Source organism: Nocardia sp. NPDC050793 (assembly GCF_040654065.1).
Classification (GTDB): Bacteria; Actinomycetota; Actinomycetes; order Mycobacteriales; family Mycobacteriaceae; genus Nocardia.
The window spans coordinates 219,058-242,919 of the sequence record NZ_JBFAHG010000007.1; the positions used below are offsets into that span (position 1 = coordinate 219,058).

At 67.8% G+C, this 23,862-nt stretch carries 24 protein-coding genes; 7 read left to right on the forward strand and 17 right to left on the reverse strand.

The genetic code is table 11. The annotated features are described in order from the left end of the window. Positions 1-4: 4 nt before the first annotated feature. The 4 genes from AB0H50_RS24210 to AB0H50_RS24225 form a co-directional block, all read right to left on the reverse strand. A complete protein-coding gene (locus tag AB0H50_RS24210) occupies positions 5-370 on the reverse strand; it encodes a hypothetical protein (RefSeq protein ID WP_357456664.1) in 366 nt (121 codons plus the stop codon). A 4-nt stretch (positions 371-374) separates the two neighbouring features. Then, positions 375-890 carry a hypothetical protein gene (locus tag AB0H50_RS24215; RefSeq protein ID WP_357456666.1) on the reverse strand — a complete coding sequence of 172 codons (516 nt, stop codon included), beginning with the start codon at positions 888-890 and terminating at the stop codon, positions 375-377. Then, complete coding sequence (locus tag AB0H50_RS24220) at positions 887-2,917, reverse strand: PEP/pyruvate-binding domain-containing protein (RefSeq protein WP_357456668.1); 2,031 nt, start codon at positions 2,915-2,917, stop codon at positions 887-889. Before AB0H50_RS24220 ends, AB0H50_RS24215 begins: the two co-directional genes overlap by 4 nt. A 1,998-nt stretch (positions 2,918-4,915) precedes the next feature. Next, positions 4,916-5,662 (reverse strand): HEAT repeat domain-containing protein, encoded by a 747-nt coding sequence (locus tag AB0H50_RS24225; RefSeq protein ID WP_357456670.1) that lies wholly within the window; start codon positions 5,660-5,662, stop codon positions 4,916-4,918. Positions 5,663-6,484: 822 nt separating this feature from the next. Between AB0H50_RS24225 and AB0H50_RS24230 the strand changes: the two genes are divergently transcribed. Beyond that, entirely contained in the window at positions 6,485-7,183 is a 699-nt protein-coding gene (locus AB0H50_RS24230) for a DUF4241 domain-containing protein (protein WP_357456671.1), read from the forward strand. A 100-nt stretch (positions 7,184-7,283) separates the two neighbouring features. On the opposite strand, the gene AB0H50_RS24235 is transcribed toward AB0H50_RS24230, so the two are convergent. The 4 genes from AB0H50_RS24235 to AB0H50_RS24250 all read right to left on the reverse strand — a co-directional run bounded on the left by AB0H50_RS24235 (position 7,284) and on the right by AB0H50_RS24250 (position 9,427). Then, positions 7,284-7,781, reverse strand: coding sequence for a hypothetical protein (locus tag AB0H50_RS24235; protein ID WP_357456673.1), 498 nt, complete (start codon positions 7,779-7,781; stop codon positions 7,284-7,286). Between the two features lie 80 nt (positions 7,782-7,861). Beyond that, complete coding sequence (locus AB0H50_RS24240) at positions 7,862-8,401, reverse strand: hypothetical protein (RefSeq protein ID WP_357456674.1); 540 nt, start codon at positions 8,399-8,401, stop codon at positions 7,862-7,864. Positions 8,402-8,491: 90 nt separating this feature from the next. Next, the gene (locus AB0H50_RS24245; protein WP_357456676.1) at positions 8,492-8,908 is read right to left on the reverse strand and encodes an NUDIX domain-containing protein; all 417 of its coding nucleotides are present in this window, start codon (positions 8,906-8,908) and stop codon (positions 8,492-8,494) included. 9 nt (positions 8,909-8,917) lie between these two features. Then, positions 8,918-9,427 (reverse strand): helix-turn-helix domain-containing protein, encoded by a 510-nt coding sequence (locus tag AB0H50_RS24250; RefSeq protein WP_357456678.1) that lies wholly within the window; start codon positions 9,425-9,427, stop codon positions 8,918-8,920. A gap of 54 nt (positions 9,428-9,481) precedes the next feature. Here AB0H50_RS24250 and AB0H50_RS24255 point away from each other — a divergent pair, with 54 nt between their 5' ends. Then, on the forward strand, positions 9,482-10,288 hold the full coding sequence (locus tag AB0H50_RS24255) for a thioesterase family protein (protein WP_357456680.1): 807 nt from the start codon (positions 9,482-9,484) through the stop codon (positions 10,286-10,288). A gap of 8 nt (positions 10,289-10,296) precedes the next feature. Next, positions 10,297-11,733 carry an MFS transporter gene (locus tag AB0H50_RS24260; RefSeq protein WP_357456682.1) on the forward strand — a complete coding sequence of 479 codons (1,437 nt, stop codon included), beginning with the start codon at positions 10,297-10,299 and terminating at the stop codon, positions 11,731-11,733. A 49-nt stretch (positions 11,734-11,782) separates the two neighbouring features. On the opposite strand, the gene AB0H50_RS24265 is transcribed toward AB0H50_RS24260, so the two are convergent. Next, on the reverse strand, positions 11,783-12,601 hold the full coding sequence (locus AB0H50_RS24265) for an ABC transporter permease (RefSeq protein WP_357456684.1): 819 nt from the start codon (positions 12,599-12,601) through the stop codon (positions 11,783-11,785). After that, positions 12,601-13,560 carry an ATP-binding cassette domain-containing protein gene (locus tag AB0H50_RS24270; protein ID WP_357456686.1) on the reverse strand — a complete coding sequence of 320 codons (960 nt, stop codon included), beginning with the start codon at positions 13,558-13,560 and terminating at the stop codon, positions 12,601-12,603. Before AB0H50_RS24270 ends, AB0H50_RS24265 begins: the two co-directional genes overlap by 1 nt. Before the next feature lie 90 nt (positions 13,561-13,650). Between AB0H50_RS24270 and AB0H50_RS24275 the strand changes: the two genes are divergently transcribed. The 3 genes from AB0H50_RS24275 (at position 13,651) to AB0H50_RS24285 (ending at position 17,039) form a co-directional block, all read left to right on the forward strand. Beyond that, a complete protein-coding gene (locus AB0H50_RS24275; RefSeq protein WP_357456688.1) occupies positions 13,651-14,394 on the forward strand; it encodes a TetR/AcrR family transcriptional regulator in 744 nt (247 codons plus the stop codon). A 648-nt stretch (positions 14,395-15,042) separates the two neighbouring features. After that, on the forward strand, positions 15,043-15,918 hold the full coding sequence (locus AB0H50_RS24280; protein WP_357456690.1) for a hypothetical protein: 876 nt from the start codon (positions 15,043-15,045) through the stop codon (positions 15,916-15,918). Positions 15,919-16,172: 254 nt separating this feature from the next. Continuing rightward, positions 16,173-17,039: a hypothetical protein gene (locus AB0H50_RS24285; RefSeq protein WP_357456692.1), complete on the forward strand. Its 867-nt coding sequence runs from the start codon at positions 16,173-16,175 to the stop codon at positions 17,037-17,039. Positions 17,040-17,296: 257 nt separating this feature from the next. On the opposite strand, the gene AB0H50_RS24290 is transcribed toward AB0H50_RS24285, so the two are convergent. From AB0H50_RS24290 to AB0H50_RS24300, 3 genes are all read right to left on the reverse strand, one after another. Further along, positions 17,297-18,400, reverse strand: coding sequence for a winged helix DNA-binding domain-containing protein (locus AB0H50_RS24290; RefSeq protein WP_357456694.1), 1,104 nt, complete (start codon positions 18,398-18,400; stop codon positions 17,297-17,299). Positions 18,401-18,469: 69 nt separating this feature from the next. Next, entirely contained in the window at positions 18,470-18,595 is a 126-nt protein-coding gene (locus AB0H50_RS24295; RefSeq protein WP_357456696.1) for a hypothetical protein, read from the reverse strand. Continuing rightward, positions 18,592-18,972: a BlaI/MecI/CopY family transcriptional regulator gene (locus tag AB0H50_RS24300; RefSeq protein ID WP_357456698.1), complete on the reverse strand. Its 381-nt coding sequence runs from the start codon at positions 18,970-18,972 to the stop codon at positions 18,592-18,594. The genes AB0H50_RS24295 and AB0H50_RS24300 overlap by 4 nt, the downstream gene beginning before the upstream one ends. A gap of 128 nt (positions 18,973-19,100) precedes the next feature. Here AB0H50_RS24300 and dinB point away from each other — a divergent pair, with 128 nt between their 5' ends. Then, on the forward strand, positions 19,101-20,363 hold the full coding sequence (dinB, locus tag AB0H50_RS24305; protein ID WP_357456700.1) for a DNA polymerase IV: 1,263 nt from the start codon (positions 19,101-19,103) through the stop codon (positions 20,361-20,363). A 1-nt stretch (position 20,364) separates the two neighbouring features. Here the strand turns inward: dinB and AB0H50_RS24310 are convergent, their stop codons facing one another. The 4 genes from AB0H50_RS24310 to AB0H50_RS24325 are packed head-to-tail and all read right to left on the reverse strand — an operon-like array spanning position 20,365 to position 23,858. Beyond that, positions 20,365-21,243 (reverse strand): phosphoribulokinase, encoded by an 879-nt coding sequence (locus AB0H50_RS24310; protein ID WP_357456702.1) that lies wholly within the window; start codon positions 21,241-21,243, stop codon positions 20,365-20,367. A gap of 41 nt (positions 21,244-21,284) precedes the next feature. Next, a complete protein-coding gene (locus tag AB0H50_RS24315) occupies positions 21,285-22,376 on the reverse strand; it encodes a class 1 fructose-bisphosphatase (RefSeq protein ID WP_357456704.1) in 1,092 nt (363 codons plus the stop codon). 14 nt (positions 22,377-22,390) lie between these two features. After that, complete coding sequence (locus tag AB0H50_RS24320) at positions 22,391-23,446, reverse strand: AAA family ATPase (protein WP_357456706.1); 1,056 nt, start codon at positions 23,444-23,446, stop codon at positions 22,391-22,393. Further along, positions 23,436-23,858 (reverse strand): ribulose bisphosphate carboxylase small subunit, encoded by a 423-nt coding sequence (locus AB0H50_RS24325; RefSeq protein ID WP_357456708.1) that lies wholly within the window; start codon positions 23,856-23,858, stop codon positions 23,436-23,438. Before AB0H50_RS24325 ends, AB0H50_RS24320 begins: the two co-directional genes overlap by 11 nt. Positions 23,859-23,862 lie beyond the last annotated feature (4 nt).

Sequence of the window (23,862 nt, forward strand, 5' to 3'; positions counted from 1 at the left end):
GGCGTTACCCCGACCGCGAGCCGAGGTAGTGGCCGAGCACGCCGTCGACGGTCAGATCCTCGAGGCAGCCGACCAGGCGGCGCTCGGTGTGTTCGCCGAGCGCCGGTGCCAGCGTCACCGCCCACGCGTCGCCGTCGGGCGCCGGACCCGCGAGGACGCGCACGTGGTTGACGTGGCTCGCGCACTCGTCCCACAACCGCAGCGCGGGCTCGGAGGACACGCCGGTGCCCTTGGCCCGTGCGTCGAAGCGCACCACCTGGGTGCTCGCCGCCACGCCCCGATCGGTTTCGAACTTCATGTTGTCGGCCATGGCGAGCACCACCGTCACGATGAGCGCCGCGACCGCGCCGAGCAGCAGCATCCGGCGCATCGGATCACCGCCGGGGCCGGACGAGTGGACCGTGCAGCAGGTGCAGGCGGTCCGCACTCGGGGTGAGGAAACCGTTGGGCGGCAGCTGGAGTCGGTCCAGCCCGTCCACGATGCGGCGTTCGGTGGCGGGTCCCGCGGTCAGCTTCGCGAGTCGCTCCACCAGCCAGGCCACCCCGGTGAGCAGCACGCCGCCCGCCAGCAGTACCGGAACGAACACGCCGAGCCGGTCGGGTCTGCTGAGCCAGGCGAAGGTGACCCGCGGCGCGGGCGTGGCCGCGTGCACGATTCGCGCCGTGCGCGCCCGCTCCCCCGTGGCGCCGAGTTCGCGCTGCACATCCCGCAGTCGCCTGGTCAACAGCATGGCGACCAGTGCGATCTCGGCCGCGATGAACAGCGTCGCGGTGAGAATGGCCCGGTTCCACTCCCACCGGTACAGGTAGACGAAGACGTAAGCGCCGGTGGCGATCAGCGTGCCGACGGCCAGCAGCACGCCGAGCCCACGCCCGCGATCCTGGGTCATCGGCGTTCCTCCGTTTCGGTCGTCTGCCGCACTTCGCCGCTGCGCCCGTCCACCTGGACCACCGCGCCGTCCGGCAGCCGCCGAGTGGCGTCGGGGTAGCCGACCACCACCGGGACGCCGTGCTCGCGGGCCAGGATCGCCAGATGGCTGAGCGGGCTGCCGGTTTCGGCGATCAGGCCGGACAGCCTCGGCACCACAACGGCCAGCCGAGGGTCGAGATGCCGCACGATCAGCACCGACCCGGCGGGCGGGTTGTCGCCGATGTGCACCATCCCGCGGCCGACTCCCCCGCCGGCGCCGACGCCGCGGTCGGCGTGGGCCCGCCTGCGCGCCACAGCGATCGGGTAACCGTCGGTGGCGAGCCGGAATTCGGCGGGCAACGGTGTCTGGTCCGGCAGCGTGCGGTCGGGAAGGTCGTCCGGCAGTCGCCGATGTCGCACGACGGTTCGCAGTTCGTCCAGCGTGAGCAGTGCCAAAGTGTCGGGGCCTTCCAGCAGCCGTGCCGTCGTGAGGCGGACCCCGAGTTCCCATGCCGCCCTGGCGCAGAGTTCCTGCACCCAGCGGGCGCGCAGCCGCAGTGCTTCCCTGGCCAGCGCCAGCTCGCCCGCGCCGTCTCCGATGGGCAGCGCGGCGCCCTCGACCCCCGGCACCGGCTGCGGCGGGCCGATCCGGGGCGGGATCAGCGCAAGCACCACGGGCAACTCCTCGATCACCCGATCGTCGGGCAGACCGGTGGCGCGTGCGGTGGCGAGGGACGACAGCGCTATCGCGGCCGCGGTGGGCGCGGATTCGCCCTTCCCGCCGAGCATTCCGGCCAGCGCCTCGTAGCCGTGCACAGCGGTGAGCGCGGTGCGGGCGTTGTCCAGCACGGTGAGCAGGGCGAGATCGGTGAGTTCGGTGAGCGGCGGAATCTCCGCGAGATCGGTATCGACCCGCTCGCACGTCTGCTGCGCCAACTCCGGCAGCGCCGCGGCGAGCCTGCCCACCCGCATCGCCGCGCCGAGCCGCCGCGCGCCGGGACGGGGATCGAGGATCCGCGCGACGCTGCGCCGCGGCCGTATCACGCCGAGCAGTTCGAGATCGGCCACCGCGATCCCGCGCACCGCGGTGGCGACCGGTGACTCGTGCAGCGCGCGCGGTGGCGCGGCGCCGGTCAGGTCGATCGCGACCCGGAGCCCGTCGGCCAAGGGCGACAACCACAGATCCTGTTCGAGCGGACGCAGCGGATCCGGAAAGGTCTCGGCCAGCGGGCCCGGTCCGAGAATCGGTCCCCGCGCCGGTCCGTGCAATGCGGTGACCGGGCGGGCCTGCAACAGAATCACACGGTCCCGCGCATCGATGGCCCACTCGATGTCCAGCGCACCGCCGAATACCCGCTCCGCGCGCAGCGCGAGGCGAATGACCTTGCGCCGCAGACCGTTCGGCAGCGGATCGGCGTCGGGCGTCGCGACCGAGGCGACGCGCCCGCGCCGGGTCAGTGTCGCGGTCCACCCGGCCTCGGCCCCGCCGACGACCGCGCTGGGTCCGCCGCGCGAGGCCGTGATCATCATCCGGTCGGTCCGCCCGGTGACCGGGTCGGCGGTGAAGACGACACCGCCCCAGCCCGCCGCAAGGAACGGCTGGACCAGCACCGCCATCGCGGCATCGCCCGCGCCGAGTTCGGCGGGCGGACCCGAGGCGAGCACCTCGTCCACGGCGTCGCGGAAGCCCCGCCAATCGCGGACGTCGAGCACCGAGGTGAACAGGCCGGCCATGGACTGCTGCGCGCCGTCCTCGGCGACCGAGGAAGACCGCACCACAAGGGCTTTCGCGCCCGCGCCGGACAGGACGCGCCATTCGGCTTCCGGTGGGTCGCCGCGATGCGACCACGCGGTGGTGAGAACGAATCCCTCCAGCACGGGGAGGCCGTGGGCGGCGGCCCTGGCGAGGGCCGCCGCTTTGGCGCCGGTCAGCTCGGCATCGCGTGCTCGCGGATCGCGCAGGGCGACGACGCCTGGCCGGTTCGTGGTGGTTGTCGTGATGGTCATCGAACCGCCTTCGACGGAAAAACAACGCTGTTTCCGGGGGCCCACCGGTCGGCACCTAAGAGGAGATAGTCTCTCCGTTTAGGTGTAGTCCAGTGTTTCCCCGGAGTCCCGCGCCTGTCAAGGAATGGACGTTCGTCTTGCGAGTCGCACAGTTCACCCTCTCGTGGCCTGGCGATCCCCTACCGTTCACGGTACGATCCACCGCCCGCGCCGAGTGCCGCGCGCGCACAACGTTATTCACCGGAGACGAGGTCGCGGCCGGCCTGGAACGAGTGCCCCGACAGTTCGGGTTTTAGGGATAGCCGTAGCTTCGGCCGAATCTCGGGCGGATATGCCGTAGTCGGCTGGTAGGGCCGGGTTTTCGGGTTGCTGCGCTGCGGTGGCGTGTTGGGCGTACTCGGCTCGCTTCTAGCTGACCAGCCCGGCGACATCGCAGCGTTATACGCGCTGGCTTTGTGCCAACTCGCTCTCGGGCAGCGCGAGGCCGCCCGAGAGCGGTTGTTGTGGGTCGTTGCCGACCATGCGAGGCATTACGGAGCCGAATACGAACTCGGCAAGCCCCTACAAGACGACGGCGACTTCGCGGGGCGGCCGCGCGGTATCGGAATGTGCTGGCTGTCACCAACTATGCCGATGCCGAGGCGCGGTTGCGTCAATGCGAACGACGCAGCGCGGTCACGCCGGTACGGCAGATGATCGAGCAGTCCCATGTGGCCGAGCGCGGTAAGGAGGTGTTCAGTCTTGGGCTGTGTGCGCGTGACATCCTGCCGTTGGGCTCGGTCACCACGATCGTGGTGATACTCCCGGTGTTGTTGACGACAGGACCTGATCGCGACCGACTACATGCCCGGCGGCGGGCCCATCTCGAACGATCCCCCGAATCCGCCGTCCATCCCGCCAACAGGATCGTGACCGCTGGTCGAGGACTGCGTGTCGAAGCTGTGGAATCCGTGAACGACGGTCGGATCACCGAAATCCATTCCCGGCGGTTTCAGCGCGCCACCCCCGCCATCGAACGACGAGTGCGGCGAACCCTCTGATCCAGACAGTGTGTGTTCGGTGGAGTCGGTGGCCATTTTCTCGTGGGTTGGCGGTGAGGGGGATTGGTCTTTGAATGGCTGTGTCGGATTTCCAATAGGGTCTGTGGGCTGCCCGGGAATGGGGTCCTCTGGCTGCAAAGGCGTCAGCGGCGGCCGCCCCGGATCGGCTGGCGCGGTGGCGTCATGGGCGGTGCCACCATCCGGCGCCTGATGCCGGTCCAGCTTCCATCCAACGGCATCAACACTCGCATCGTGATGAGGGACAGTCCCGGCGTCGGTCGGGGGTCTCGGGACAGTCCCCGCGGCGGCCGAATGGTCGTGGCTTGCCGGGGTGGTTGTCACGTGGTGCACTGATTGGGACACGGGATGAGCGGGCTGAACCGCCCCGTGGTCTGGGTGATCGCTCTTGTGGAACGACTCCAGCGTGCCGGGAACAGCGTGACCGGTCGGCACGACTTCGGTGAGTGGGTGTTTGCCCGCATCAGCGGGAACCACACCGAAATCCATCCCTGGTGGCAGCGCCGTCGGCGAGCCCGGGTCGTGCGGAAAGTCCATCCCAGGCGCGCTCGGAACGCCATAAGAGTGCGGAGTTGGTTGAGGATTCACGAGAACTCCTTCCACGAGTCACGGCTCCATCGATGTGTCCGCTGCGGTGGATCTCGAAAAGGCGGTTCCGCCGTGAACGGCCATCGTCACCCGCGGTGCTCAATCAGTTCAGCAGTTGCTCTAACAAGCTTCGCACACTTGGGGGCACGACCGGATGCGCCAATCATGCACCCGGATCACCTCCCCGTAGCCGAGGTAAAAGAAGATCCAGCCGACCCGCTCGTGGCCCGCCGTGATCTTACCCTCCCTGCGTAGGCGATCCGCTCTCTCTTGCCACAGTCGCTCGGAATACTTCGACATCGAGCCGCCTCGTGATCGCCTGCGAGTGCGAGCAAGCTGCTGAGGGCAACGGTCACGTCCGCGCAGCGTCACGTACTTCGTGATCGGGGTCGGTGGTCAGGCGCACCAGGAGACGACGCGCCTCGCCGCCGCGGTAACTGTGCAGCGCCGAGGCGAGCGCGCAACGGACCTCCGGGTTGGGATGGTCGACGAGGTGGGCGACATCGGTGACGTCGCCGCGGCTCCTGCTGCCCAAGCCGTAGAGTGCGTCGATCAGATCGTCGTCGTCGTCCGCGTTGCGCAGTTGGGCCAGCAGCTGAGGTTTCGTGAGTTCCGGAGGTTCTACTGGGAATCGGCGACGAAGGTCGGCGGCTTTGAACTCACCGCGTCCCAGGCATGCCGGACATGCGCACGGCGGCTGACCTTGCGCGTTCGGGTGATACCGCCACCCGGTCACCTGCCGCACGTGCCGAACCCGATGCAGTTCGGCGGGCGTGATCGAGCGAGGCACCAGGATCTCGTACCCGCGCGCGTCCTCGGCGTGAAGAATGACCGAAACAGCCTCGGCTGCGGACATTTCCGTCTCGGCGGCGCGGTAATGTCCGACGAGGACCGGCTCGTCGTCGGGTATTCGGAAATCCACCGCGACGATCAGCCGCTGCCCGCCGCGGCGCAGCTCGCGCAGCCATTGGTGTGACAGCACATAAGACGGCATCACCGGCATACAGAACACTCCGCGTCGAGGGCCACTCGCGGTGATGCCCGCACGGCGGATCCTCCGCGCGTTCTTCTCCGGTGTCAGGTGCACGAGCAGGGCCACAGGACGACCCTACTGATCCTTCGCCGGACGTCCCAGCTGGTGGTGTTCGGACAGCGACCGTCAACCGTGCTGGTGGGCAGACAGATCGGCTCCCAGCGGGCCTGTGGACAGCCGATCAGTAGCAATTCCAGAGCCGGACCGGCCAACGGCGGAACATCGACCTCGACATGGCCCTTTCGCGGCGGGTCGACTCCGGAATTGATCTGCGATAGCGCGAGAGATGGTGCGATGGGGACGCTTTCGAGCCTGCCGACACGGCCGGAAACAAGGCGGCCACGACGTTCAACGTCCGGTTGGCGGCGCTGCGCACCGCGTGCGCGTACTGGCGCAAGCAGGAGTGACTGGTCGGTGACCCGTTGGCGCGGTTGCGGCCAAGCCTGCGCCACCGGACACCAGCAAGGCGTTGAGCAGGGATCGGGTCGCCGAGATCCTGGGATCGAATGCGGCACTGCGGGACCGGGTGTTCTGGCACATGCTCTACGAGTCCTCGGCGCGCGCGGAGGAGGTGCTGATGATCGACGTGCCCGACCTGGACACGGCGAACTGGTGCGCGGTGATGACCCGCAAGGGCGGGGCGCGGGATCTCATCGCTGGCAGACCGGCACCTCTCGGCTGCTGCCGAGACTTCTGGCCGGCCGAAAGTCCGGACCGGTGTTCCTTACCGACCGCAAGGCCCGCCCGTCGGTGGCGAAGGGGTTTGGCTTTCGAAAGTGCTCGCCGGCCTGGACGGGGATGCAGACGGGCCAGCAGGTCGCGAGATCGGCGCGGGTGAGTAGGGTCGGGCTGCGGATGCCGTGGACGTGAAGAGGGAAGGGGCGGGGCATGGACGAGCTCAGGCCGGAGTCACGGGAGTATCTCGATGGACTGTTCAGGGTAGGCCAGCGGATCGGAGGCGATCCGCACACGCCGTACAGCTGGATCGATATCGTCGACGTGCAGAAGGTCGCCGTGATCCGGCTGCCGAGCGGCCGACTGGTCGTGGACTCGCCCTGGAGCACCGAGCCGCCGCACGAGCTCGCTCTTCGCGTCCCGCCCGGCACGTACCCGGTGGAGGCGTCCTGGTCGGACTCACCCAGCCTCATCGACGGCTACTACACCGAGTACCGGGAGTGTGCCGCGACGCGCCTGCGCATCCGTGACGAGCCAGTGGTCACGTGGGAGCTGGTGCTCGGCAGGGGCGAAGACCCGTCGGGACCACGCGCCGATCGTGCGGGGTTCGAGGCGGAAGAGGCCATGGGCTGCTTCGCCGACGCCACCGCCTGGGAATCGCTGACCGCGCCTTTCCGCCGCTTCCTGGAGGGCGCGGCAGACTCCGACTTCGGCCAGCCGGCTCCCGGACGGGACACCGAAGACCTCTGCGAGGGCTACTTCGAGCTCGCCCGCGACGAGGAGCACCGGGCCGACCTGCTGACCTTTGGCGTCCCCGAAGGCTGGGCCCAGGTGTGGGCTGGCCGTGCCCGCGACGGCGAGATCGCGGTGATCGTCATCCCCGGCCCGGTGCGCACCAGCCCGTGGGACTGAGAGAGGCCCGGCCGCTCCCTCGAGCACCTGATCGAGCTATCCAAGACCTTGCAGGAGCGCGGCGCACCTCAACCCCCGAATGGAGGCGTTTGCGTCCATCTCACACCTGCGCGAGCCAGGACAGGAAGAGGAACACACCGCCGAGGGCGAGGACGATCGCCACCGGAATCGGCCATGCCGGTCCGGTGCGTTCGAAGAGCCGGCGGATGAGCCGCAATTGCAGGGCGCCGAGCCCGGCGAGCGCCGCCAGCCAGACCGGAAGCAACCCGACGCCGAGCGCCGCGTGCACCGCCCACGCCCCGGCCAATGTCGGCCCGCCCCAGGAATTCTCGTAGTCATTCGCGCCGACCAGCGGGTAGGCGACTCCGCGGACGAAGGCAAGACTCGCCAGGAGGACGAGAAACCACGTCAGTAGACCGACGCCCGCGCTCAGAATCGAATGCGCGACGATCCGCACCGATGTGACCCCACGCCGCCGGATCGGTTCACGCAGCCACCTGCGCGGCACGCGCATCCGGGCGGCGACCCGCGCGGCGGCGAGCGGCAGCGCGACCACCGCGTAGGCGGCCCAGCGGGCGAGCGAGCGAACCGACTTCATGCTGGGACCGTATCGCGGAGCGAACAACCGCGCCCGCTCGCGCGCCGGACGCGATGTCCGCCGTATCGAGCTGTCGATCGTCAGCGCGGTCTCGCGCGCACGGCGGCGTGCGCGTCGCGGAGCAGACCGGGCGCCAGGCTTCGATGAACCGCCGACAACGGGGTCCAGACGCGTCGGGCGATCACCCGGTCGTAGTCGACGATCGTGGCCAGCGACAGGCGCTCATCCTCGATGTGGATCACCAGATTGCCGGTGAGCATCCAGGAGGGCGCGGCCAGCGTGATCCAGTTGTCGCCCCGGCCCGCGATCCGCCAACCGGCCACGCGCTCCGGTGACCGCCGCCAGGCGAGGCGCATTCCGAGCAGCACCCGCCAGATGAACTGCCCCTGCAATCCCGCGACGTCCTCGAAGGCCGCGCGCGCCCACTGCTCAGGCGACCAGTCCGCGGCATCGCCGATGACGAGGGTGAACAGGTCGATGTAGTCCGGGTCGGCGACCGTGGCGCGCGACAGGATGGAGTCGGGAATCTCGTGCTGTTGGAACACAGGCAACTCGGCCTCGTCCCCGGTCATCTCGTCGGCTCGTGACAACTCCGGCATCGTGCGGACTCCTTTGCCCATCGGCCCGTCCTATACGGTGCCGTATATGACCAGGTTAGACATCACATACGGTGGCGTATAGACAGCGGAGCTGTGAGCGCGGGCACGACCTCAGCGCAGCAGACCGGCCTCGGCGAGATCGTCGAAGAGCAGCTGGTCGACCGGCGGCACCGAATCGCGATCGGCGTAGCCGAACCATGCCATCTCGTCGATCTCGTTGCTGGCGGTGAGCGTGCCGCGATAGTCGGCGCTGTAGCAGCTCATGCGGACCGTCACACCGTCGACCGGCCCGTGCACCGCCGCCTCGTACGTGCCGACATGCCTGACGGATTCGGGCACCAGCGCGACGGTGAGCTCCTCCTCGACCTCGCGCAGCAGCGTCTCCAGATCCGTCTCCGCGCCTTCCCTTTTGCCGCCGGGAATGTAGAAGATGTCCTTGCCGCGCGGTCGCGCGCACAGGATGCGTCCGTCTTCGATCCGCACCCACGCGACCGTGTCGATGACCGTTTCCACCTGCGCGTCCGTCACGCGCGCAGCCTATCGCGGCGGCGCGCTGCGGGCCGCGTCCTGGGCCAGCGCGGCTGGGATCAGCGTCTTGTCCCGAGCGCCGGGGCCGTACACCGGCCGCAGTTCACGCACCCGGACGCGCTCGCCGCACTCCGAGCACACCGGTTCGATCGTCGTCCGGTGGCCGCAGGTGGTGTGCACCGACTCCAGCGGCGGACCGTCGGGCGCGGCCCATTCGTCGCCCCACTGCCGCATCGCGGTGACGACCAGCCACAGCGAACGCCCCTTCGGCGTGAGCCGGTAGTCGTGTCGCGGCGGATTCTCTTGATACGGAACCTTTTCCAGGATGCCGTTCCCCACCAGGTGTTCCAGGCGCTGGGTCAGCACATTGCGGGCGATGCCGAGCCGGGAGTGAAAGTCGTCGAAGCGGGTCACGCCGAACAGTGCGTCACGCACGATCAGCAGCGTCCACCACTCCCCGACCACCTCCAGGCACTGGGCCAGCGAGCAGTTCATGTCCTCGAAGCTCGTCCTGCGCATGCCTGTCAGCCTAGTCGGTTGCTTGAAAGAACTCACTAACCTATGGTGCGTTTCATGAAGCAACTCACTCAGCGGTCGCTGGGCGACGTGTTCGCGCTCGACGCGACCGGCCCCGGGACCTGGCAGGCGCAGGTGGATCGAACGTGGCGTGGCTGGACCGGTCCGCACGGCGGCGTGCTCGCCGCGCTGCTGGTCGAGGTGGCGCGGCGAGCGGCGAGCGACGACCTGCCGGTACGCGCCGTGGACATGCGGTTCCTGGGTCGGCCTGTCGACGGCGCGTTCGCCTTCTCGGCCACCCCGCAGCCGATCGGTCGCAGCACCGCGATCGTCGACGTGGTCGCGCGCCAGGAATCGGGACCGGTCGCGGCCGCGTCGATCATGCTCGGCCGGACCGCACCGAGCTCGGTGCCAGACCGAACCGAACGACCCGCCCCCGAGGTGGCTGCGGCCGATGCTTGCGCGGTATTCCGGCTGCCGCCCGAGATCGTCCCCGCCGGAGCGCATTTCGACATTCGCCCCGCCGCGGGCCCGTTGCCGCTCACCGCGGCCGCGCAGCCCTGGATGTGCGCGTGGATCGCCCTCGACCCGCCGATGGCCACCGACGCGGCCACGCTCGCGATCCTGGCCGACGCGCTGCCGCCGGGCATCTTTCCCACGCTCTCCGCTCCGGTCGCCGTCCCGACGGTCGGCTTCTCGATGTACGTGCACACCGACTTCGCCGAACCCGCCTCGCAGCGGGTGCTCGTGCGCGCCGCCAACACCGGCACCGGCGGGGGCTGGTCGGTGGACGACGTCGACATCTGGGACGAGTCGGGGCGGCTGCTCGTCTCGGCCCGTCAGAACCGCCGAGTTCTCGGCTGAATCGGGAGATGCTGGTGAATACTGTTGCCCCCCAGGCAGATCGGACCGCGACGGATTCGCGACTCGTGCTCGCGATCGTGTCGGTCGGCGTCCTGTTGTCGAGCCTGGACCTGTTCATCGTCAACGTGGCGCTGCCTGACATGGCGCGCGATTTCGGCAACGCCGAGCTCGCCGGCCTTTCCTGGGTGCTGAACGCCTACGCCATCGTGTTCGCGGCGCTCCTGGTGCCCGCCGGTCGCCTCGGTGACCGCGGCAGCAACCGCACCACCTTCCTGCTCGGGCTTGCGGTGTTCGTGCTCGGCTCCGCGCTGTGCGCGGCCGCGTGGAATGTGGCCGCGCTGGTGGCGTTCCGCGTGCTACAGGCGGTCGGCGGCGCCATGCTCACACCGTCGTCGCTCGGTCTCGTGCTGACCGCGACGCCGCCAGAGCGGCGCGCCACGGCGGTGCGGCTGTGGGTCGCGTTCGGCGGTCTCGGTGCCGCGCTCGGGCCGGTCCTCGGCGGACTGCTCGTCGAAATCGACTGGCGCTGGGTGTTTCTGGTGAACGTGCCGATCGGCTTGGCGGCTTTGGTCGTCGGTCTGCGCAGGCTGCCCGACCCGCGTGGCGACGGTGGGGCGCTGCCGGATCTTTTCGGCGCGGTCGCGCTGGTCGGGGCGATCGCCTCGCTCGTGCTCGGTCTGGTGAAGGGCGAGGACTGGGGTTGGGCGTCGCCGCAGACGCTCGGGGCCTTCGCGGCCGCGGTGGTGTTCGGTGTCACGTTCGGGGTCTCCTCGGCGCGCCACCACAGTCCCGTCGTCGACCCCGGCTTGCTGCGCGCCCCGAATTTCGCGCTGATGGCGGCGAATTCGGTGCTGTTCCAGGTGGCGTTCGCGGGCATGCTGCTGTCGGTGGTGTTGTGGGCGCAGAACGTCTGGGGGTGGTCGGCCTTGCGCACCGGGCTCGCCATCGCGCCCGGGCCGCTGGTGGTGCCGGTCGTCGCCGTCCTGGCGGGACGGTTGATCGGACGCGTCGGTGCGGGACCTGTAATCGCAGCGGGCGGCGTCGCGTTCGCGGCGGGCATGGTGTGGTGGGCGCGCGCGATCGAGCTCGCACCGGACTATCTCACGGGTCTGCTGCCCGGCATGGTCGTCAGCGGCCTCGGCGTCGGCCTGACGCTGCCGACCGCGTTCGCCGCGGGCACCAGCGGTCTCCCGCCGCAACGATTCGCCACCGGGTCGGCGGTGCTGAGCATGGCGCGGCAGATCGGTTTGGCCGTCGGCGTCGCGGTGCTCGTCGCGGTGCTCGGCTCCCCCACCGATCCGGTCGCCCTCCTGGATGCCTTCCGCCGCGGGTGGTACGTCGTGGCCGCTGTGGCGCTCGCGGCTGGTGTCGTCGGGCTCGGCGTGCGGATGCCGCGTCCCGCCGTGCACACCGCGCCGGAAACGTCCGCAGCGGCGCGAACATAGGGACGGTTGCTGCCCGGCATTGCTCAACAATGCCGGGCAGCAACGATTCTCAGCGACTCAACCGCTGGAACCGATGCACCGCGAGGGGCAGGAAGATCGCGGTCACCACCAGCGGCCACACCACCGCCATCAACACCGCGTGCTGCTCGACCCACGAATCCCCGCTGCCCACCGGCGTTCCGAACAGTTCGCGGCTGGCGGCCACGGTCGACGAGATCGGGTTCCACGCTGCGATGTGCCCCAGCCAGCTAGGCATGAGCTGTGGGGCGACGAAGATGCTGGAGATCATCGTCAACGGGAACGCGACCGCGAACAGCCCGCCCGCCGCCTCCGGGTTCGGCACCACCAGCCCGAGCAAGACGCCGACCCAGATCAGTGCGAACCGCAGCCACAGCAGCAGCGCGAAGGACGCCACCGCACCGAGGATGCCGCCGTCCGGTCGCCAGCCGATCGCGTACGCGGTGATCATCAGAATGGTCAGCTCCGCGCACGCGACGATCAGATCGGTCACCCCGCGCCCGGACACCACCGCCGAGGGCGCCATCGGCATGGAACGGAAGCGGTCGATGACGCCCTTGGTGGCGTCGTAGACGACGAGCGTCGCGGTGTTGACGAAACCGAACGCCATGGTCATCGCGAACATGCCCGGCATCAGGAAGTCCCGGTAGTCGCCGCCGCCGGGCACCGTCATGGCGCTGCCGAAGACATAGCCGTAGAGCAGCACCGACAGGATCGGGAAGCCGAGCTGCCAGGCGACGTTCACCGGCTGGCGCTGATAGTGAGTCAGCCCGCGCCGCACCACATTCCAGCAGTCGGCCAGCGCCCAGTACGCGCGCGAACGGTTCTGCACGAGATCGATGGTGCTCATCAGGCGGCCTCCTCGGCGATCGTCCGGTGCCCGGTCAGTTGCAGGAACACGTCGTCGAGGCTCGGGCGGCGCAGCCCGATGTCCTCGACCGCGATGCCCTCGTCCTGGAGAGTGCGAGCCACCTCGGTGAGTGCGGCGACGCGATCGGTCACCGGCGCGTGCACCCGGCGCTCGGCGTCGTCGGTGTCCGGCTCGCCCGTGCAGACCCGGGCGACCACCTTGGCCACCAGCGGCAGGTCGGCCGCCTCCGCGGCGACCACCTCGATGAGGTCGCCGCCCACGGTGTTCTTCAGGCCGTCCGGGGTGTCGTCGGCGATCGCGCGCCCCTGGTCGATGACGGTGATCCGGGAGGCGAGCCGGTCCGCCTCCTCGAGGTATTGCGTGGTGAGCAGCACGGTGGTGCCGTCGGCGACCAACGCGCGCACCGATTCCCACACCTCGCCGCGGCTGCGCGGATCCAGTCCGGTGGTCGGCTCGTCCAGGAAGAGCACGTCCGGGGCGAGGATCATCGAGGCGGCCAGATCGAGTCGCCGCCGCATACCGCCGCTGTACTTGCCGATGCCGCGCTCGGCGGCGTCGACCAGGTCGAAGCGTTCCAGCAGTTCGTTCGCCCGCTGCTTGGCCCGGCGCCCGCCCAGATGGAACAGCCTGCCGAACATTTCGAGGTTCTGTCGCCCGGTGAGCACCTCGTCGACCGCCGCGTACTGGCCCGTCAGTCCGATGCGCGCCCTGACCTGTCTGGCCTGCCGCACCACGTCGAGCCCGGCCACCGTCGCGTGCCCGCCGTCGAGGCGGACGAGGGTGGACAGGATGCGCACCGCCGTCGTCTTCCCCGCGCCGTTGGGCCCGAGCAGGCCGTGCACCGTGCCGCGTCGCACGGTTAGGTCGAAACCGTCGAGGGCGTTCTTGTCCCCGTATCTCTTGTGCAAGCCCTCGGCCCGCACCGCGTAGTCGTTCACCGAATCCTCCCTGTCGACCCTAACTGGGTACGTTGTACCCGGTTTAGAGTACTACGTACCCAGTTTTGCGCCAACGTTTAATCTGAAGCCATGACGTCCACGGAGACCAGCGGCAGCGGCGACCTCGCGCGCACACTCGACCTGCTCTGGGATACCGGTCATCGACCGAGCCGGGGGCCCAAACCCACACTGACACTCGACCGGATCGTCGAGGCCGCGGTGCGGGTGGCCGACACCGAGGGCTTGGCCGCGGTCACCATGCGACGGGTCGCCACCGAACTGGGCACCGGAACGATGTCGCTCTACCGGTACCTGCCCGGCAAGGCCGAACTGCTCGACCTCATGCTCGACCGGGTGCAGCAACCTCCCGAGGGCGAGCTTCCGTCCGACGGCTGGCGCGAATCGCTACGCGTGTACGCGTACGAATTGCTGGAAATGTGTCGCCGCCATCCCTGGCTGCTCGAGGTCAACCAAACTCGGCCCGTCCTCGGGCCTGGCGCGCTGGCAGGCATGGAGCATCTGCTCGCGCGGATCGAACCGATGGGGCTCGCGGATCCCGAGATGATCGCGGTCCTCGTGATGATCTCCGGCTACGTCTCGGGCGTCGCCCGCACCCAGGTGTTCGCGCAGGAAGCCGAGCGCACCACAGGCATGACCGACGCCGAGTTCTGGAAAGCGCAGGAACCGGCACTCGAGAAGGCCCTCGCCACCGGCCGTTACCCCTTGGTCGCCGCCCTCTCGGAGGAGGCGTTCGACATGTCCTTCGACCACTTCGACTTCGGTCTGCAACGCATCCTCGACGGACTCGAAGTCTTCGTCGCGAAGCCCGGGTAGCCGGAAGAATTGGACCGACTTGGATCAGCTGTTTCGAAACTTCAAGTACCGCAAAGAGGTTCGTCGAATACGCACATTCCGAGTCCTAGCGCCACTGGACGGCGGTGCAGTGTCGACCGTTCAGTGGGTGGAACCCCATGAGCGCGTGCGGTTTTCAGCAGCCATTCGCCATTCGAACTCGACAAGGCCTAGGGCGCGCGCTGAATGATCCGCGCTGTACATATCGAATTCTCACCGCGGGTGAGACCGGTGCCGAGGCGCGGTTTCCGCTTTCGATCCGGCACGGTCATCGCGCTTCTCCTGCCTCGTTCATCGACGGTGACCGCGGGTTCCGTCTGCCTGCCTTTTGCGAAATCCTCCGCTGGCGCCGGGGTGCGCAACTTCACATCGAAGATCAGCGCACGTCTCAGAGTTGGAAGTGCTCGAATAGGCCAGCAGGATCGAGGGCTCGTCGAACCACTCCATTAGCGATGAATCTCCTCGGGTCATAGAATTTTCAAGAGTTGCGGTCGACCTCCGGGCGGGTCCGCATCCTGCACGGATTCGAGTGGTGCACTACTCGCGTCGGCCACTGTGCGGCGGCGAATGATCGAGAGATCGACAATCCCGGAAGCAGGGGCGAGTCGCGATCGGAAGGAGATGTTTGCGATGCCGAGTTTCAATGAAGATGTCGTTATCAGGGGTCATGACTTTATTCTCAAAAATGGCAGCGGCAGAGAGGTCGCCCGGGTCGACGAGAACGGCAGTCTGACCATGCGCCGAGAGATCGCCGAGGCGGTCGTCCAAGTCCTACAGTTTGCATCCGGCAGTCTCGTCGGTATACCCATAACTGTCTTGACAGTCGGTGAGAGCAGAGCGCCTGCGGCTTTTCAGGTGACAGGCAACATCAACGTCCGTGACGGGGCGAACAAAGAGCGGATCAAGCTGGATGGCGCCAATGGAGAGATACGAGTAACCGATGCGGCCGGAAATCCGCGACTCAACTTCGACAGCAGGAAAGCTGCCCTTTCTCTCGGCGGCGGCAACGTCGATGGTGAATTCACCGTTCACAACAAGCGAGGCGACAAGAAAATCGAGCTCAATGGCAAAACGGGCGACATGACTCTCGATCATGCGGATGCGGCCGAGGATTTCGAGGTCGAAAATACCGCGGAGGTCGCGGCGGGGATGGTTATGGTGCTGGGAGAGGAAGGTAAACTCACTCCATGCTCGGCCGCCTACGACCAGAAGGTGGTGGGCGTCGTTTCCGGCGCCGGCCGGTATCGACCGGGGATCGTGTTCGACCGAGGCGAGAGATCGCAAGGTCGACGTGTTCCCATCTCGGTGATGGGCAAAGTGGTGTGTCGCGCAGATGCCGACTACGGCAGGATCCGCGTCGGTGATCTGCTCACCACATCCGCGCGCCCTGGGTGCGCGATGAAGGCCGTGGATCCCGCACGCGCATTCGGAACCATCATCGGAAAGGCCCTCGGACCCCTCGATGCGGGGGAAGGCTTGGTGCCGATGCTCATCGGCCTGCAGTAGGAAAAGGCGCTTCCAGCACGAAGCTACGGCCACGTCCGTAACGGCCCTCGACATTATGATCCAGGATCCGCGACTCGCGAGGGTGACACTCAGAGCGATTACGGCGCAGCGAGATCGAGCGAAACGGCCGAACTCGACCACTCCGGACCCGGGTATGAATCGGCGAGTCGAAATCGACCGACGCCTTGGGCTCGTGCGTAACTTGAAAGGCTAACAAAATGGTTGATATACACGTGAGGTCGATCCTCTCGGAATTGGGCACGAACTCTGTGCGAGAGGTGATGCGAAGAACGGCAGTTCCGCTGCCATCGGTTGCCAAACAGCTGCAGATTGCTTCGATCGGTTCCTTCTACCTGCGCAGCGGAGGCGTGACGGGCTCGTTGGGGTTGCCTTTGAAAAATGTGCAATTCGCCGGTGATGGTAGTGGGAATAGGCATTTTGCCGGTGGAAGGGTTCAATTTCTGAGAAACTCGCCGAGGAAGATTGAGCAGATCAATGTTCGGGTGCGATTCGTCGGCTTTCATACCCATGGCGAATCCAACGAATTATCGGCGAGCGACGAACCGTATTTCATTATAGGTGTCGCGGCCACGAACGGGTCCAAGACGGTGCGATTCGGTCCGTACGAAAATGTCGACAAAGACGAGGATCGGTCCGAGGCCACATTGGTGTGCGATGTCTCGGACGGGCTGACGCCACCCATAGTCCTGGCCGTCATCGGAATGGAAAATGACGAGGGTGACCCCGAAGAAGCCGAGAAGAAGGTTCGGGACATCATGAATTCGGTGGTGTCGAAAGTCGAGGAAGCCGCAGGAGCCATCGGCGCCTTCTCCGGAGAACACTTTGTCATACCGGAAGGATGGCGCGATGTCTTGATCGGCTGGGGGGCGGAGGCTGTCGCTGCTATTCTCGGCCTCGGTGATGACCTCATAGACAAAGCGCACCGCGTACTGTTCGATTTCGACCCCGAATTGGATGAATGGAAAAAATTACCCAAATTGGGAGACCACTTGGGCAACCCCTTCAATGTCACACTCCGTGTCAAACAAGAGAATGAGGGAGACCATACGCTCTTCTTCAACGTCGATCTCTTCAGACAGACAATCGAACCCTTGGGCTGAAGCGCATCACCTGGGATTGCCTGAACAGGGTGCGCCGGAGGGACTTTTGTCCATGCATATCCGCCGCCATCGAAGCGACGGCGGCCGCTTGCCGTACGAAACGCGGTTGTTTCGAGACGCACCCACCTCCGAGAGCGCGTCGCCCTGCGATCGAGGGAAGACATCGGTCTTCGGCTCACGACGAACCGCATCGGCACGTCACTGGGTAGTCGACTACTCGGTTGAGATACCGAATACGGCACGCAAAGAATTGCTCGCTAGCCTCGCACGCTCGCCAAATCCAGCCCAACCGCCTTCGAGACACGTTCGGCCGCAGCATCGAGCTTCTTCGGCAGCGGCGCACCGTCGAACATACTGACGACCACCTCGTCACCCTCCAGTTCCCAGGTGCCCGCGATCCGCCCGTCCACCACGACGATCGGGGCGATCCAGCCCGCGGTCCGGCTGACCAACGCGCGGTGTGCCTTCGGCAACAGTTCGGTGTCGCCGGTGCCCGGGCCGAGCACGTACTGGTCGAAGGGGCCGAGCAGGTGCACCGAGGGAGTCGGTTCGGTGGCGGCGAGCTCGTCGGCGTGTTCGGTGAGCACGTAACCGGTGCGTCCCTCGACCTCCACCGGCGTGAGCGCGTCGCCCAGCTCGGCGAACCAGCCGCGCACGGTGGTCTTGCGCAGACTGTTGCGGCTCAGCCAGGCGTCGAAGATCTCCGGCGTCGCGGGGCCGTAGGCGCCGAGATACGCGGTGATGGCAGCCGGAGCTGCGACGTCCGGTTCGGCCAGTCCCGGCCAATCCGGGATCAGCCGTGCGGGACTGGTGAAGGTCACCTTGGTGCCGCGCGCCTGCCCGTGGCAGATCGCGCCCTGCCAGGCCAGCGGCTTGAGCAGCGCGCCCCAGCCCGAGCGCAGTTCCTCGCCCAGCTTGTGAAACGCCTTGTCGCCGAGCAGCGCCTCCACCAATTCCTCGCGGGTGAGTTCGGCGTCGCCGAGTATCCCGCCCACCGCCTCGGTCAATGCGGCCACTTCCGCGGGCGTGGCACCGAAAGTGCGCTGCCACGAAGGCTTTTCCCAGGTACGGGCGGACGCGATGAGCGGGAGCACGGCGGCGGCGCCCGCAGGCGTCATGGCGTGCAGGGTGCCGCGCATGGCCCAGGTCTTGATCAGCGTGCCGTTCGACAGCGCGCTCACCACGGCGCCGTCCTCGGGCGCGGCGCTGCGCAGCGCGACCGCCGTTTCCGCCGCGGAGGTGACCTGCGCTTGCACACCGCACAGGCGTCCGACGAGCTCAGGCACGCTCGACGCGGCGGGCCGCGCGACGTATTGACGGGCGAGCCGCCAGCCGAAGACCTGTTCCCAGGTGACGCGCACCCAATCCTCCTGTGTCGAACAACGATCGTGCTCCGGCACGCTACACCGGCGGTCCGACAAACGCGGCGGTCAGCTGATCATGGTGCCGCAGAACAGAATGCCGAAGACACCGCGGTGGGTGAGCCGATGCAGCACCGGCGGTCCGAAGGCCGCGACGGTGCTGCCATAGACCATCATGCACAGGGCGACGTTCACGGAGCCTCGGGGGTCCGTCGCGCGGTCAGCCTGCGCAGCGCCGCGCGCAGTCCCGCCGATTCCTCGGCACTGATCCGGTCCACGAAGTGGCTGAGCACCAGGTCCGAACGACCGCCGGAGCCGAGCGCCTCCAGCATCAGCCGGGCGCTGTGCTCCTCGCGGGTGAGCGTCGGCCAGTACCGGTAGGCCTTGCCGGCCCGCTCCCGCGCCAGCCATCCCTTGCGGTGCAGATTGTCCATGGTGGACATCACCGTGGTGTAGGCGATACCACGCTCGGCGGAGAGTTCCTCGAAAATCTCCCGTACCGTGGTGGATTCCGCGTCCGTGTCCCAGATGCGGTCCATGATCACCGCCTCCAGGTCTCCGAATCCGCGCACCGTGCCGACTCCCTCATCGTCGTCCGATCTACTGTCGGCACAGCGTACCGAGCATCGACACTGACTACGTAGACGAATCGTAGATCGGTGCGGATGGGATTCCCCGATCCCGCCGGGTATGCGAACATATGTTCGTGTCCGATCTCCGCTCCTCGCCCGCCGCCGCACCGTCGCGCGGCCGCGGAAGGCCGCGGATCGAGGCGCGGGCCGAGGCGTCGATCCTGCACGCGGACCTGGACTCCTTCTACGCCTCGGTCGAACAGCGCGACGATCCCCGGCTGTGCGGCAAGCCGGTGATCGTGGGCGGCGGGGTCGTCCTCGCGGCGTCCTACGAGGCCAAGGCGTTCGGGGTGCGCACGCCGATGAACGGCGCGCAGGCGCGGCGGCTGTGCCCGGACGCGATCGTGGTGCCGCCGCGTATGAGCGCCTACTCCGAGGCGAGCAAGGCGGTGTTCGAGGTCTTCCGCGACACCACGCCCGTGGTCGAGGGCATCTCGATCGACGAGGCGTTCCTCGACGTCGGCGGCTTGCGCCGGATCGCGGGCCCACCGCTGGACATCGCGCAGCGACTGCGGGCGCGGGTGCGCGACGAGGTGGGCCTGCCCATTTCGGTCGGCATCGCCCGCACCAAGTTCCTCGCCAAGGTCGCCAGCGCGGTCGCCAAGCCCGACGGCCTTCGCCTGGTTCCGCCGTCGGCCGAACTCGACTTCCTGCATCCGCTCCCGGTCGAAAGGCTGTGGGGCGTAGGCGAAGTCACCGCCCGCACGCTGCACGAGCACGGCGTCACCCGGATCGGTCAGCTCGCCGATCTCGGCGAGGGCGCGCTACGCGGCTTCCTCGGTCCGGCCGCCGCACGGCACCTGTTCGCGCTCTCGATGGCCAGGGATCCGCGCCGCGTCGAAACCGGGCGCCGCCGCCGCTCCATCGGCGCGCAACGCGCCCTCGGCCGCCGCGCCCGCCCCGCCGACGAGATCGAGGCCTACCTGCACGGGCTCACCGACCGCCTCGGCCGCAGGCTGCGCACCGCCGACCGGGTCTGCCGAACGGTCGTGCTGCGCATGCGTTTCGATGATTTCAGCCGCGCCACCCGATCCCGCACGCTGGCCGAGGCCACCGACCACACCGATACCCTGCTGCGCGCCGCGCGCCTGCTGCTCACCGACGCCATGCCGATGATTCAGGAGCGCGGCCTCACCCTCATCGGCCTCGCCCTCACCAACCTCGATGACGCGGACGCGGTCCAGCTCACCCTCCCGCTGGAACCGCGTGCCGACAACACCCTCGACTCCACCCTCGACGACCTGCGCCGCCGCTTCGGCTCGGCGGCCGTCACCCGCGCGGCGCTGATCAAGCGCGGCGAGGGCATTTCGGTTCCACTGCTGCCCGACTGATTCACCGGCTTCGCTTGGGCCGCTTGTCCATCAGCCGCAGAATCAGCGGCGTGAAGATCAGCTGCATCGCCAGTTCCATCTTCCCACCGGGCACCACGATGCAGTTCGGCCGCGACATGAACGAGTCGTGCAGCATCGACAGCAGATAGGGAAAGTCGATGACCTTCGGGTCGGCGAAACGGATCACCACGAAGCTCTCGTCCGCGGTCGGAATGCTGCGAGCGGTGAACGGATTCGAGGTGTCCACGGTGGGCACCCGCTGGAAGTTGACGTAGGTGCGGGAGAACTGCGGGCAGATGTAGGTCACGTAGTCCGGCATGCGGCGCAGGATGGTGTCGATCACCGCCTCGCTGGAGTAGCCGCGCTGGGTCTTGTCGCGGTAGACCTTCTGGATCCATTCGAGATTGATGATCGGCACCACCCCGACGAGCAGGTCGGTGTACTGCGCGACATCCACCGTCGAGGTGACGGCCGCACCGTGCAGACCCTCGTAGAACAGCAGATCGCTGCCGGGCGTGAGCTCCTCCCACGGCGTGAATGTGCCCGGCGGCTGCCCGTACGGCTTGGCCTCGGCCTCGTCGTGCAGGTAGCGGCGCACCGTGCCGACGCCGGTCTCGCCGTAGTCGCGGAACAGCGTCTCGAGCTCCTTCAGCAGATTCGCTTCCTCGCCGAAATGCGAGAACCGCACGTTGCGGTTCTGTTCGGCCTCGGCCATGGCGAGCTTCATCTCGTTGCGGTCGTAGCGGTGGAAGGAATCGCCCTCCACGATCGCCGCGTTGATCCCCTCGCGGCGGAAGATCTCCTGAAAGGTCCGGGTGACGCTGGTCGTCCCCGCACCGGACGAACCGGTGATCGCGACCACCGGATGTTTGACCGACATGGCACCTCCTGAATTGCCGGACAACGGTGTCGACGCGCCGATCAGCGACCGGCCGGACGGAACAGCGACCGGTTGCCGAACAAGGAACTGTCGAAACTGGGGCCTTCGTCCGGCTCCCGGTGGTAGCGCTCGATGCGCTCGACCTCGTTGCGGGAACCGAAGATCAACGGCACCCGCTGGTGCACGTCATCGGGCGTCACCTGGAGCACCCGCTCGTTGCCGGTCGTCGCCGCCCCGCCCGCCTGCTCGACGATGAACGCGATCGGACTGGCTCCGTACAGCAGCGCCACTCGCCCCGGCCGCGCGGGCGGACGGGTGTCGTGCGGGTACAGGTAGACCCCGCCGCGGGTGAGGATGTGGAACGTGTCGGCGACCAGAGAAGCCACCCAGCGCATGTTGAAATCCCGCCCGCGTGGTCCGTCGACGCCGTCCAGGCATTCGTGCACGTATCGCCGTACGGGGCGCTCCCAGAACCGCTCGTTCGCGGCGTTGATCGCGAAACCTGAAGTGTCGTCGGGGATTCGCATGCGCGGATGGGTCAGCACGAACGCGCCGATCTCACGGTCCAGCGTGAACCCGTCCACACCGCGGCCGGTGGTCAGCACCAGCATGGTGGCCGGACCGTAGAGCGTGAAGCCCGCGCACACCTGCTCGGCGCCCGCCTGGAGGAAGTCCGCCGCCGCCGGCTCGCGGCCGGGCCGCCCCCACACCCGCTCCGGCGCGCGCAGCACGCTGAAGATCGTGCCGACGGGCAGGTTGACGTCGATATTGCTCGAACCGTCCAACGGGTCGAACGCCAATAGGTACTTCCCGCGCCGGTGTGTGTCCGGGACCGGATGGATCTCGGACATCTGCTCGGAAACCAGCGCCGAGAGATGGCCCGTCCATTGGGTTTCCGCCACCATGACGTCGTTGGTGATGGCGTCGAGCTTGCGGTGCACGGTGGGCGGGAGATTGTCCGGCTCGGAAGCGCCGAGCGACCCCACGATCGCGCCGCGGGTGACCTGATTGGCGATGATCTTCGTCGCCGTCGCCACGACGTTCACCAACGCGGAGAACTCACCGGACGAACCGGGATGCCGATGCTCCTCCTCGATCGTGTAACGGGTGAGGGTCTTCAGTCCTTCTGGCATGGCGGCTCATTCGGTCATGCGGGGGCCCTCGCGGTCGGCCCGTCCGGCTGCTCGGTGGTGTCCGGCGAGCGGCGCTCCGCTGCACCCTCGCGCGCACCGCTGTCGGTGAATACGCTGCTGCCGTATACGTCCCGGTCGGTCAGCGTGATCAGATCGGTTCTCGTCAGCGGTCGCCGCAGCTCCACGAGGCGTTTGGCCTGGCGCAGCCTGCACCGGTCGAGCGCGTTGCGGACGCTACGGGCATTGGAGAAGCGCGGGCGGGTCATCCGGAGCTCCAGATACTCCGAGAACGCCGCGGCCGCGGGCGGATCGAAACGGAAGTTCTCCCGCCCGACCATCAGCTCGGCGATGGCCATGAGCTCGGCGTGGGTGTAGTCGACGAACTCGAGGTGATGCGCCACCCGGGACGACAGGCCGGGATTGGCCGAGAAGAACCGCTCCATCCGATCCGGATAGCCGGCGAAGATCACCACCAGGCTGCCGCGTTCGCTCTCCATCTCCTGCAGCAGGATCTCGATGACCTCCTGCCCGTAGTCCCGCTCGTTCTCCGGCCGGAACAGGTAGTAGGCCTCGTCGATGAACAGCACCCCGCCCGCGGCCTTGGCCAGCGCCTCCTTGGTCTTCGGCGCGGTGTGACCGATGAACTGACCCACCAGGTCGTCGCGGGTCACGGTGTGCACCTTGGGCTTTCGGATATAGCCGAGCGCGTGCAGCATCTCGGCCATGCGCAGCGCCACCGTCGTCTTCCCGGTCCCCGGACCGCCGGTGAAGCTCATGTGCATGGTGGGCCGCGAGGCGTCGAGCCCGAACCGCTGCCTGGCCCGGTCGATCAACAGCAGCGCGGCGATCTCGCGCACCCGCAGCTTCACATTGGCCAGGCCGACCAGCTCGGCGTCCAGCCTGCCCAGCGTGTCCTCGACATCGTTGCCCGCGATATCGGTCGACAGATCAAGCGTCGCGTCCGGCCCGAGGACGGGCGCCTCAGGTTCGGACCCGGACGCGACCGGCCGGGGGTCGTCGACACCCGGCCGGTGCAGGCGGAAACCGGAGCCGTTCCGATCAACCGCCATACCGCTGTCCCTGGCGGTGATCGGTGGCGTAGGCGTGCAGTCCGTAGGTCTGCACGCGGTCAGGGCCCTCGGTGCGGATCAGGGTGAAGCCCGGCTCGTCCGGCGGACGCTGCACCAGAAAGCTCAGCGCCGTGGTCTGCCTGGTGTAGCTCGCGTCGTAGGCGAGCACCCGAATGTAGTGCCGCGGGAAGGTCGCCCGGCACGCGTCGATCTCGGCGAGGACGCCGTCGGGCTCGTCCAGATCGAACAACGGCAGACCCCACATCTCCCAGTACGCGTTGCGCGGATGCGGATCGTCGGTGTACTCGATCGACACCGGCCACCCGTTGAGCAGCGCGTAGCGCACTTGCGCGGCGATCTCGGCGTCGGTGAGATCCGGCAGATACGAGAAGGTTCCGTGACGCAGATACATGCGA